The 11,080-nt window shown below is 72.3% G+C and carries 10 protein-coding genes and 1 tRNA gene; 7 read left to right on the top strand and 4 right to left on the bottom strand.

Translation table 11 applies throughout. The annotated features are described in order from the left end of the window. Together KBX39_RS11035 and KBX39_RS11040 are read left to right on the top strand one after the other, a co-directional pair. On the top strand, positions 1-201 hold a 201-nt coding region (locus KBX39_RS11035), incomplete at its 5' end, for a hypothetical protein (RefSeq protein ID WP_210870347.1). A 99-nt stretch (positions 202-300) separates the two neighbouring features. Further along, positions 301-2,610, top strand: coding sequence for a cellulose binding domain-containing protein (locus KBX39_RS11040; protein WP_282102394.1), 2,310 nt, complete (start codon positions 301-303; stop codon positions 2,608-2,610). 167 nt (positions 2,611-2,777) lie between these two features. On the opposite strand, the gene KBX39_RS11045 is transcribed toward KBX39_RS11040, so the two are convergent. Beyond that, complete coding sequence (locus KBX39_RS11045) at positions 2,778-3,773, bottom strand: LLM class flavin-dependent oxidoreductase (protein ID WP_192900086.1); 996 nt, start codon at positions 3,771-3,773, stop codon at positions 2,778-2,780. A gap of 61 nt (positions 3,774-3,834) precedes the next feature. After that, positions 3,835-4,314: an Lrp/AsnC family transcriptional regulator gene (locus KBX39_RS11050; protein ID WP_030503801.1), complete on the bottom strand. Its 480-nt coding sequence runs from the start codon at positions 4,312-4,314 to the stop codon at positions 3,835-3,837. 83 nt (positions 4,315-4,397) lie between these two features. Here KBX39_RS11050 and KBX39_RS11055 point away from each other — a divergent pair, with 83 nt between their 5' ends. Next, positions 4,398-5,573, top strand: coding sequence for a PLP-dependent aspartate aminotransferase family protein (locus KBX39_RS11055; protein ID WP_210870349.1), 1,176 nt, complete (start codon positions 4,398-4,400; stop codon positions 5,571-5,573). Between the two features lie 36 nt (positions 5,574-5,609). On the opposite strand, the gene KBX39_RS11060 is transcribed toward KBX39_RS11055, so the two are convergent. Beyond that, positions 5,610-6,419, bottom strand: a complete 810-nt coding sequence (locus KBX39_RS11060) for a transcriptional regulator (protein WP_312247083.1) — start codon at positions 6,417-6,419, stop codon at positions 5,610-5,612. Further along, positions 6,395-6,468, bottom strand: a tRNA-Leu gene (locus KBX39_RS11065). Before KBX39_RS11065 ends, KBX39_RS11060 begins: the two co-directional genes overlap by 25 nt. 104 nt (positions 6,469-6,572) lie before the next feature. Between KBX39_RS11065 and KBX39_RS11070 the strand changes: the two genes are divergently transcribed. The 4 genes from KBX39_RS11070 (at position 6,573) to KBX39_RS11085 (ending at position 10,924) form a co-directional block, all read left to right on the top strand. Next, entirely contained in the window at positions 6,573-7,193 is a 621-nt protein-coding gene (locus KBX39_RS11070) for an ANTAR domain-containing response regulator (RefSeq protein ID WP_043331122.1), read from the top strand. A 36-nt stretch (positions 7,194-7,229) separates the two neighbouring features. Then, positions 7,230-8,450, top strand: a complete 1,221-nt coding sequence (locus tag KBX39_RS11075) for a hypothetical protein (protein ID WP_210870351.1) — start codon at positions 7,230-7,232, stop codon at positions 8,448-8,450. A 257-nt stretch (positions 8,451-8,707) separates the two neighbouring features. Next, a complete protein-coding gene (locus KBX39_RS11080; protein ID WP_210870353.1) occupies positions 8,708-9,868 on the top strand; it encodes a branched-chain amino acid ABC transporter substrate-binding protein in 1,161 nt (386 codons plus the stop codon). A 105-nt stretch (positions 9,869-9,973) separates the two neighbouring features. Next, complete coding sequence (locus tag KBX39_RS11085; protein WP_043329571.1) at positions 9,974-10,924, top strand: branched-chain amino acid ABC transporter permease; 951 nt, start codon at positions 9,974-9,976, stop codon at positions 10,922-10,924. Positions 10,925-11,080: the final 156 nt, after the last annotated feature.

Raw genomic sequence — 11,080 nt, forward strand, 5'->3', positions numbered from 1 at the left:
GCCCGGCCCCGCGCCGCCTCGCCCCGCCGCGCCGCGCCGCCCGCGCCGCCGCCCCGCCCGCGCCGCCGCCCCACCCGCGCCGCCGCGCCGCCCCGCCCGCGCCGCCCCGCCCGCGCTGCCACGCCCACGCCGCGCCGCCGCGCTGCCCGCCCCGCGCACGCCGCCGCGCTTGTGGGGGTGTCCGGCGGTGACCTAGGCTGACGGAGCGCGGAGCCGAATCATCGACGTCGATGCGTTGACGTCGCCCGTCGCGTCAGGGCACGTATCCGCCGGTCCGGGCAGGCCGGCGTCGTCGCGTGCATGACCTCCGCGAAAGGCATCCCCGTGCACCTCACCACCCCACGCCGCCGGCTCGCGCTGCTCGCCGCGGCCTCGGCGCTCACCCTGTCGGCCGGCGCGCTCACCACGATGACCGCCGCGGCGGCGGCCGCCGGCTGCCGGGTCGACTACCGGATCACCAACCAGTGGAGCGGCGGATTCGGCGCCGACGTGACAGTGACCAACCTCGGCGACCCGGTCAACGGCTGGACCCTCGGCTGGAGCTTCGCCGCCGGCCAGCAGGTCGTCCAGGCGTGGAACGCGACGGTCAGCCAGTCCGGCGCGCAGGTGAGCGCCCGCGACGCCGGCTACAACGCGGCCATCGGCACCGGCAGCACCGCGAACTTCGGCTTCAACGGCTCGTGGAACAACGCGTCGAACCCGGTGCCGGCCGCGTTCACGCTCAACGGCACCGCCTGCACCGGCGCGCCGTCCACCAGCGCGCCGCCGTCGACGCCGCCTCCGCCCACCACGCCGCCACCCACCACACCTCCGCCCAGCACACCGCCACCAACCACGCCCCCGCCCACCGACCCGCCGGCCGGGGCGAAGCAGATGGAGAAGCTCGACCGAGGGCTGGTCAGCGTCCGCTCCGGCAGCGGCAACCTCGTCTCCTGGCGGCTGCTCGGCACCGAGACCACCGGTGTGGCGTTCAACCTCTACCGAGGTGGCACCAAGGTCAACGCCAGCCCGATCACCGGCGCCACCACGTACCTGGACAGCGGCGCGGCGGCCGGGTCCGCGTACACCGTGCGGGCCGTGGTGAACGGCGCCGAGCAGGCGGCGTCGGCCCCGGCGCTCCAGTTCGCCAACGGCTACCTGGACGTGCCGATCCAGCCGCCGCCCGGCGGCACCACCCCGGCCGGGGAGGGGTACAGCTACTCGGCGAACGACGCCAGCGTCGGTGACCTCGACGGCGACGGCCGCTACGAGTTCGTGCTCAAGTGGGACCCGTCGAACGCCAAGGACAACTCGCAGTCCGGCTACACCGGCAACGTCTACGTCGACGCGTACACGCTCACCGGCACCCGGCTGTGGCGCGTCGACCTGGGCCGCAACATCCGCGCCGGCGCCCACTACACCCAGTTCCAGGTGTACGACTACGACGGCGACGGAGACGCCGAGGTGGCCATGAAGACCGCCGACGGCACCCGCTCCGGCACCGGTCAGGTGATCGGCAACGGCTCGGCCGACCACCGCAACTCCAGCGGTTACGTGCTCGCCGGCCCGGAGTACCTGACCATGTTCGACGGCCGCACCGGCGCGGCCCTGTCCACAGTCGACTACGATCCGCCGCGAGGCACCGTCTCGTCCTGGGGCGACTCGTACGGCAACCGGGTCGACAGGTTCCTCGCCGGCACCGCGTACCTGGACGGGCAGCGCCCCTCGCTGATCATGGCGCGTGGCTACTACACCCGGGCCGTCGTCGCCGCCTGGGACTTCCGCGACGGCACGCTGCGCAAGCGCTGGACGTTCGACTCGAACGCCTCCGGCAACGGCGCCGCCGCCGGCCAGGGCAACCACCAGCTCTCCGTGGCCGACGTCGACAACGACGGCCGTCAGGAGATCGTGTACGGCGCCGCCACCATCGACGACAACGGCCGGCTGCTGTACTCCACCGGCAACGGCCACGGCGACGCGCTGCACGTCGGCGACCTCGACCCGTCCCGCGCCGGCCTGGAGGTGTTCAAGGTCGACGAGGACGGCAGCAAGCCCAGCTCCTGGATGGCCGACGCGCGTACCGGGCAGATCATCTGGCAGACCGCGCCGAACGGCGACAACGGCCGCGGCGTCTCCGGCGACGTCTGGGCCGGCAGCCCGGGCGCGGAGTCCTGGTCGTCGGCCGTCGACGGGCTGCTCAACACCCGGGGCCAGAACGTCGGGCGCAAGCCGTCGTCGGCGAACTTCCTGATCTGGTGGGACGGCGACCCGGTCCGGGAGCTGCTCGACGCCACGAAGATCGACAAGTACGGCACCGGCGGCGAGACCCGGCTGCTCACCGGCAGCGGCGTCGCCTCGAACAACGGCACCAAGTCCACCCCGGCGCTCTCGGCGGACCTGCTCGGCGACTGGCGGGAGGAGGTCGTCTGGCGCACCTCCGACAGCACCGCGCTCCGGATCTACAGCACGCCGGTCACCACCGGCCTGCGGCTGCCGACGCTGATGCACGACCCGCAGTACCGGGTGGCGGTGGCCTGGCAGAACACCGCCTACAACCAGCCGCCGCACCCGGGCTTCTACCTTGGCGACGGCATGAGCACCCCGGCCGCGCCGAACATCTACCTGCGCTGAAACGACAGGCACCGGGTCGCCGGCCGCGGAATCCGCTCCGCCGGCGACCCGGTGCACCACACCGCAGCATTCCCGACCCGTCCCGACCGGGAATGCCGTACCACCACCGGGGACAAAGTTATGCGTCCCGCGCGACGCTGCGGTGACGTGGCTATGAAGAGCGTGTTTCAGCCCTCCCGGCGCAGCCCGCCCGCCACCTTCTCGGCGATCAGCTCGAACGAGCGGACCCGGTCCGCCACGTCGTACACCATCGTGGTGAGCATCAGCTCGTCCGCGCCGGTGCGCTCCAGCAATTCGCCGAGCTGCCGGGCCACCGTCTCCGGCGAGCCGGTCGCCTGGCCGTCGCGGCGCTGGGCGACGAACTCCCGCTCGAACTCCGAGTACGGGTACGCCGCCGCCTCCTCCGGCGTGACCAGCGGCTCCGGGCGCCCCGAGCGCAGCTTCAGGAACGACAGCCCGGCCGGCCCGGCCAGCCACTCGGCCCGCTCGTCGGTCTCCGCGCAGACCGCGTTGACCGCCACCATCGCGTACGGCCGGTCCAGCCACTGCGACGGCCGGAAGTTCTGCCGGTAGAGCTGCAACGCCGGGATCGTGTTCTGCGAGCTGAAGTGGTGCGCGAACGAGAACGGCAGCCCGAGCAGGCCGGCCAGCTGCGCGCTGAACCCGCTGGACCCGAGCAGCCACACCTGCGGCGACTGGCCGCGGCCCGGCGTCGCGGTGATCGGGCCCGGCTCGGCGCCGGAGAAGTAGTTCATCAGGTCGGCCAGCTCACGCGGGAAGTGCTCCGCGGACAGGCCCTCCATGGTGCGGCGCAGCGCCAGCGCGGTCACCTGGTCGGTGCCGGGCGCCCGGCCGATGCCCAGGTCGATCCGGCCCGGGTGCAGCGCCTCCAGGGTGCCGAACTGCTCGGCCACCACCAGCGGCGCGTGGTTGGGCAGCATCACCCCGCCCGAGCCGAGCCGGATGGTGCTGGTGTTCGCCGCCAGGTGCGCGAGCAGCACCGCCGGCGCGGAACTGGCGATGGCGGGCATGTTGTGGTGCTCGGCCACCCAGAACCGGCGGTAGCCCAGCTCCTCGGTGCGGCGGGCCAGCTCCGTGGTGTACCGCAGCGCCTCACCGGCGTTGCCGGTCGCCGCCACCGGGGCAAGATCAAGAACAGACATGGGTACGTCGATCACAGCGTGGTGCAACAGGCCACGTGCCGGAATTGTTCCGCCGGGTGCGCTACCCCATACCCCGGGCCTGCTCGAAGATCAGGCTGGTCTGGGTGTGCTGCACCGCCGGATCGACTGCGAGATGATCGAGGACGAAGTCCCGCAGCGCGTCACCGGAGGCGGCCCGCACGTGCAGCACGTAGTCCTCCGCGCCGGCCACGTGGAACACCGACACCACCCCTGGTAGCCGCACCGACCGGGCCCGGAACGCGTCCACGGCGGCCCGCTCGTGCGCGGTCAGCCGCACCGACACCAGCGCCTGCAACGGCAGCCCCACCGCCGCCGGGTCCACCTCGGCGTGGAACCCGCGGATCGCCCCGCACTCGCGCAGCGCCCGGGTACGCGTCAGGCACGTCGACGGCGCCACCCCGACCCGCTCGGCCAGCGCGTTGTTCGGCAGCCGGCCGTCGGCCGCCAGCTCGGTGAGGATCGCGCGGTCGACGTCGTCCAGGCCGGCGAACGGCCGTACATCATTCGGTGCGGCAGGCATGTGACCATCCTTCACCGAATCACCGCTGGGCGAAAGCGTGATTGTCAGAATCTTCTTCGCTGCTATTGCCTCTAGCCATCGTCATGTTCGACGCTTCCGGCATGACTTCCGTGGACACCGCAGCCGTACACGCCGGGCGCGCCGACCTCGCCGGGCTCGGCGTCCACGTCCCGCCGATCGACCTGTCCACCACCAACCCGCTGCCCTCGGTGGCCGGCGGCGGTGACGACTACGAGACGCTCGCCACCGGCGGCAACCTCCCGGCCGGCGGCAGCGCCGTCTACCAGCGCCTCTGGAACCCCACGGTGGCCCGGTTCGAGACCGCGCTGGCCCAGCTCGAAGGCACCGCCGAGGCCGTCGCCTTCGCCAGCGGCATGGCCGCGCTCACCGCCGCCCTGCTCGCCGCCACCCGCGACGGCAACCGCCACATCGTCGCCGTCCGCCCCCTCTACGGCGGCACCGACCACGTCCTCGCCACCGGCCTGCTCGGCACCGAGGTCACCTGGGCCACCCCCGCCGACGTGGCCGCCGCGATCCGCCCCGACACCGCCCTGGTCGTGGTCGAGACCCCGGCGAACCCCAGCCTCGACCTGGTCGACATCGCCGCACTCGCCGACGCCGCCGGTGACGTCCCGCTGCTCGTCGACAACACCGTCGCCACCCCGGTGCTCCAGCAGCCCGCCCGCCACGGCGCCGCGCTCGTGCTGCACAGCGCCACCAAGAGCATCGGCGGCCACGGCGACGTCCTCGCCGGCGTGATCGCCTGCGCCCCCGACTGGGCCGCCCGGCTGCGCCAGGTCCGCGCCGTCACCGGCGCCGTCCTGCACCCGCTCGGCGCGTACCTGCTGCACCGCGGCATCCAGACCCTTCCGCTGCGGGTCCGTGCCCAGCAGGCCGGCGCCGAGAAGCTCGCCGCCTGGCTCGCCGGTCACCCCGCCGTCGAGCGCGTCCACCACCCGTCGCTGCACGACCCGGCCGGGCTGGTCGGCCGGCAGATGTCCGGCACCGGCAGCCTGCTCGCCTTCGAGGTACGCGGTGGCGCGCCCGCCGCGGCCGAGGTCGCCGGCGCCTGCGAGCTGATCACGCACGCGGTGTCGCTCGGCGGCGTCGACACGCTGATCCAGCACCCGGCCTCGCTCACCCACCGGCCGGTCGAGGGTGACGCGAAGCCCTGCGGCGGGCTGCTGCGCGTCTCGGTCGGCCTGGAGGACCCGGAGGACCTGCGGGCGGACCTCGCGCGGGCACTGGCGCGGATCTGACGCCTGCCGGTCGGCCGGGTCGGCGGCGCGGGCCGGTCACGACTTGGGGCCGACGTGCTGGTCGAGGGCGGCGACCGCCTCCCGGCGGGCCACCGACAGGGAGTTGGGGCGGTTCATCCGCCAGGCGATGCCGAGCCGGTCGAGGGCCTGCTGGCACAGGCCCATGATGTCGGCCGACTCGTTGTGGAACATGTAACGGGGATAGACGTACTCCTTTTTCCGGACGACGACGCGGTTGGCGAAGCGGCACCCGTCGGAGTGGAAGAGGCCGCGCAGGAAGTCGCCCGCCTGAGCCTCGACGATGGGGCGCTGCCAGTCCGCCAGGACGATCGGGCGTTGGTGCTTCTTGCCGGGTCCGTGCTGTGGGAACAGGCACGGCCAGTGCTTGCCGTAGCTCTGCACGCTGACGCAGCCCGGATGTTGGACGCGCTGGACCTTCGCCGCCAGGACCCGCCGCATGGCGTCGTCGCAAGCCTCGATCAGCCCGGGCCAACTGTCACTGCAGGAGATCCGGAGCACCGGCACCCGCGCCCTGGTCACGAGATGCCCGTCGCCCAGGTAGAGCCCGAGGAGATAGGCATAGGCCGCCGGATCTGTCGGAACGCGGACACCCTCGCGGCAGCGGAAACACCGCAGCGCGGTGCCGTGCTGCTTCGACTCCGGCCGATCCCTGCACCAGTGCCAGACGGTTCGGTAGTTGAGGCCCACTGCGCGGGCCGCCTCCGCGACGGTGGCCCCGGACAGGAAGGCCTGACGTGCTCGCGCGCGTATCTCGGGTGGATGCACGCGGACATCTTCGAACGCGCGTACGACGGTTTCGGTGTCCCCGGTGGGATTCGAACCCACACTGTCGGAGGTTTGAGCTCCGTTTCTCTACCGGTTGGAATACGGGGACAGGCTCGCGCGACGCTCTCGCGTCGTGCCATAGGTTACCTACTACGCTAGGGGCGGCGACACCCGGCAGGGCGGGTGTCGGGCTCGAACCGGTGGGAGTGGCTCGTGGGCGAGATGCAGGCGGACGCCGAGCGCAAGCGCGTTCTGATCGCCGAGGACGAGGCGCTCATCCGGCTGGACCTGGCCGAGATGCTCGTCGAAGAGGGCTACGAGGTGGTCGGCGAGGCCGGCGACGGCGAGACCGCCGTCAAGCTCGCCGAGCAGCTCAAGCCCGACCTGGTCATCCTCGACATCAAGATGCCGATCATGGACGGGCTGGCCGCCGCCGAGCGGATCGCCGGCGCGCGCATCGCCCCGGTGATCATCCTGACCGCGTTCAGCCAGCGTGACCTGGTGGAGCGGGCGCGGGCGGCCGGCGCGATGGCGTACCTGGTCAAGCCGTTCCAGAAGAGCGACCTGGTGCCGGCGGTCGAGATCGCGCTGTCCCGCTACTCGGAGATCGCCGCGCTGGAGTCGGAGGTCGCCGGCCTCACCGACCGGCTGGAGATCCGCAAGACCGTGGAGCGCGCCAAGGGCGCGCTGATGACCACGTACGGCATGACCGAGCCGCAGGCCTTCAAGTGGATCCAGCGCACCGCGATGGACCACCGGATGACCATGAAGGAGGTCGCCGAGCGGATCCTCGCCGAGACCGCCGGCGGCGAGGTGGAGCAGCCGGCTTCCTGACCTGCCGGAAGGTGCCCGATCGATAGGATCGGGTCCATGCCTTCCGTGCGCGTCCGGCCGGCGCTCGCCGCCGTGACCGCTGCCGCGTCGCTCGTGGCGGCCTGTCACGCCACCCCGCGGCCGCTGCCCGTGCCGGCGCCGGTGCGCCCGGAGTGGCGGGCCGTGGAGCTGGCCCTTCCCGACGGTGCCGCAGGCCGCCCGGTGCCCCGGGACGCGGCGCGCTGTGCCGGCCGCTGGTACGTGGTGGGTGGGCTGGTCGACGCGGCGGGGGAGACCCGGCCGGCGGTGTGGTCCTCATCGGACGGCGTGACCTGGTCGCTGATTCCGGTGCGCGCGCAGACGTTCTACGGCCGTCAGCACGTGCTCTACGCGGTCGCGTGCCGCGACGACGGGATGGCGGCGCTGGGTGCGAAGACCGGTGGTGTGCACGGCAATCCGCGTACCGGGACGTGGGTCTGGCGTCCGGGTGGGCCGGTGCGGGAGGTGCCGGCGGCGTTCGAGTTGTTCGGTGGCCCGCGCGCGGTGAGCGCGTCGCGGCTGGCGGCGGGGCCGGGTGGGTGGTTGGTCGCCGGGTCGCGCGCGGACGGCGCGTCGGTGTGGGCCTCGCCGGACGCGGAGGGTTTCGTCCTGCGTGAGGGCGTGGCGGAGCTGGCCGGTGACGGCCGGGGCCGGACGGCCGCGTACGACGTGGCGGCGGTGGGCTCGGGTTGGCTGGTGGTGGGGTCGTTGCTGCCGCCCGGCGGTACGGCCCGGGTGCCGCTCGCGTGGTCCTCGGCCGACGGCCGGGTGTGGCGGCGCGCGGCGTTGCCGGTGCCGGCGGGCGCCGCCGGGGCGGCGGAGCGGGTGGTGCCGGCCGACGGCGGGCCGGTGGTCCTCGGGCCAGTGGGTGACCGGTTCGCGGTGTGGCGCGGGTGCGACGACTGCGGCTCGCCGTCGGCCGGTTCGGCGGGTGCGGCGCAGGGGTGGCGGCGGGTCGGCGGGCTCGGTACGGCGGGTCCCGGGGTGTCGTCGGTGGACGCGCTCGCGGCGGCGGGTCGGCGGCTCGTCGCGGTGACCGGTGACGGGGCTCAGCGACGGCTCTGGATGTCGCGTGACGGCGGCGCGGCGTGGCTTCCGGTGATCACTCCGGTGCCGGTGCCGGACGGTGGCGACGCGGCGCTGGCGGTGGCCGTCGGCGACGACGGGCTGTTCGTGGTCGCCGACGACGGGAAAACGTCCCGTGCCTGGTGGGGGGCGTTGCCGGCCATCGATCGGTAGCGGGTGATCGCCGATGAGCCCGTTACCGAGGAATAGTTGGTGAAAGCCTTTCCCCGCCTACGGTTCTTACGGCGATCGGCTTGAATCCGCCACCGCGTGTAACGGTTCGGTCAACCCCGCTTTCCAGGTCTTACGCCACCGCTTCCGGTGGGATAACGTCCCGGCCCAGACCGGCGACGACGGTCTTGGTTCGTCCACCCCGCAAGGGCCAATCAGCGGCGGGTGGTTCGGATCATGGACGGAGGAGGGTTCGGGCCTTGAGGCAGAAGCTCGCACGCGTGATCGGCGGGGTCGCCATGCTGGCGCTCGTCGCCGGTGGCACCGCTTGTTCCAGCGGCAGCGACGATGAGGGTTCCGGGGGCAGCGCCTGCGGGAGCAAGATCGCTTTCTTCGGCGCGCTGACCGGTAGCTCGGCCGCGCTGGGCATCAACGAGAAGAACGGCGTCAAGCTGGCCGTCGACAAGTACAACAAGGAGAACCCGGACTGCAAGGTGGAGCTCGCCGAGCTCGACTCGCAGGGCAGCCCGGACCAGGCGCCGCAGCTGGCCCAGAAGGCGATCGACGACACCAAGATCCTGGGTGTCGTGGGTCCGGCCTACTCGGGCGAGTCCGAGGCCGCCGGCCCGCTGTTCAACGAGGCCGGTCTGGTCACCATCACCCCCTCCGCGACCCGTCCCAGCCTCGCCGAGCAGGGCTGGAAGACGTTCTTCCGGGCGGTCGGCAACGACCTGAGCCAGGGCCCCGCCGCCGGTAACTACATCAAGAACGTGATGAAGGCCGACCGGGTCTACGTCATCGACGACCAGTCCGCGTACGGCGCCGGCCTGGCCGACGAGGTCAAGAAGGTCCTCGGCCCGGCGGTCGTGGGCAGCGACAAGGTCCAGGGCGAGGGCAAGCAGGTCGAGTTCTCCGGTGTGGTCACCAAGGTCAAGGCCGCCAACGTGAAGGCGGTCTTCTACGGCGGCTACTACCAGGAGGCCGGTCTGATCCGTAAGCAGCTCACCGCTGCCGGCGTCACCGCTCCGCTGGTTGCCGGTGACGGCGTGAACGACGGCGCGTACATCACCTCCGCCGGTGCGGCTGCCGCCGAGGGCACCATCCTCACCTGCCCCTGCGCTCCGTCCACCGAGGCGCGCGGCACCTTCGCCGCCGACTTCAAGGCGCTCAACGGCACCGACCCGGGCACCTACAGCGACACCGCCTACGACGCGGCGAACATCCTGCTGGCGGGCATCAAGGCCGGCAAGAGCAGCCGCGCCGACCTGCTGGAGTTCGTGAAGGGCTACAGCGGCGAGGGCGTTGCCGCCAGCTACAAGTTCGTCGAGGGCGGCGAGCTCGACCCGGCGCAGGTCAAGGTCTGGGCGTTCAAGGTGCAGGGCGGCAAGGTCGTCCCGGACCAGGAGATCCCCAAGTCCTGATCGTTCGATCGCTGGACTGGCGATTGAGTAGTGATCGCGGGTGCGGCCGGGAGCTGGCTCCCGGCCGCACCCTCTTTTTCTCTTGAGCGACGGAGCGTCCCTCCCTTGGACTTCGACGGATTGTTCTCCAACTTCGGGGAACTCACCACGACCGGCTTGACGCAGGGCGCCATCTACGCCCTGGTCGCGCTCGGCTACACGCTTGTGTACGGCGTGCTCAGGCTCATCAACTTCGCCCACTCCGAGGTCTTCATCGCCGGCGCGTTCGCCGCGATCTGGACCTGGAACGGATTCGGACTCGACCAGAACTCGCAGGTCAGCGGCCTCGGCTCGATCCTGTTCTACCTGCTGGTGGCGATGATCGTGGCGGCCATCGCCTCGGCGGGCACCGCGACGGTGATCGAACGGGTGGCGTACCGGCCGCTGCGCAAGCGCAACGCGCCGCCGCTGGCGTTCCTCATCACCGCCATCGGCGCCTCGATCGCCATCTCCGAGGCGTTCGGCGTCTACACCCGGCGTCGGCCGGAGGGCGCGCCGATCCTGGTCAGCTCGGAGCCGCTGTTCCACATCGCCGGGGTGCCGATCGACGCGGTGCAGCTGCTCACGATCGGTTCCGCGCTGGTGATGATGTTCGCGCTGGACCAGTTCATCAACCGCAGCCGTACCGGCCGCGGCATCCGGGCGGTGGCCCAGGACGCCAACACGGCGGCGCTGATGGGCGTCAACAAGGACCGCATCATCCTGATGGTCTTCATCGCCGGTGGCACCATGGCCGGCGTCGCGGGCCTGCTCTACGACGTGCGGATCCAGACGCTCACCTACAGCGTCGGCTTCCTGCTGGGCCTCAAGGCGTTCACCGCGGCGGTGCTCGGCGGTATCGGCAACCTGCGCGGCGCGCTCGTCGGCGGGTTGCTGCTCGGCGTCGTGGAGAACTACGCCGCGGGCCTGTTCGGCAGTCAGTGGAAGGACTTCGCCGCGTTCGCGGTGCTGGTCGTGCTGCTGATGTTCCGGCCGACCGGTCTGCTCGGCGAATCACTGGGGAGGGCACGCGCATGACGACCACCATCGACCCGCCGGAGCGGCGGGAGACGGCGGCGGACAAGCTGCGGCAGGGCCGGCACGCGATCTCGGAGCGCTGGCACCACGCGCCGCGCTGGGTCCGCTGGGTGCTGCTGGTCGCGGTCATCGCGTGCTTCTACGCGCTGCCGACCA

The organism is Micromonospora sp. D75, assembly GCF_018070405.1.
Lineage (GTDB): Bacteria > Actinomycetota > Actinomycetes > Mycobacteriales > Micromonosporaceae > Micromonospora > Micromonospora chalcea.

What these genes read in the sequence shown, in the direction of transcription:
- KBX39_RS11040 (WP_282102394.1), top strand. Translation starts at nt 301, where the DNA reads ATGACCTCCGCGAAAGGCATCCCCGTGCACCTCACCACCCCACGCCGC.
- KBX39_RS11045 (WP_192900086.1), bottom strand. Translation starts at nt 3,773, where the DNA reads ATGTCTGTTCTTGATCTTGCCCCGGTGGCGGCGACCGGCAACGCCGGT.
- KBX39_RS11050 (WP_030503801.1), bottom strand. Translation starts at nt 4,314, where the DNA reads ATGCCTGCCGCACCGAATGATGTACGGCCGTTCGCCGGCCTGGACGAC.
- KBX39_RS11055 (WP_210870349.1), top strand. Translation starts at nt 4,398, where the DNA reads ATGTTCGACGCTTCCGGCATGACTTCCGTGGACACCGCAGCCGTACAC.
- KBX39_RS11075 (WP_210870351.1), top strand. Translation starts at nt 7,230, where the DNA reads ATGCCTTCCGTGCGCGTCCGGCCGGCGCTCGCCGCCGTGACCGCTGCC.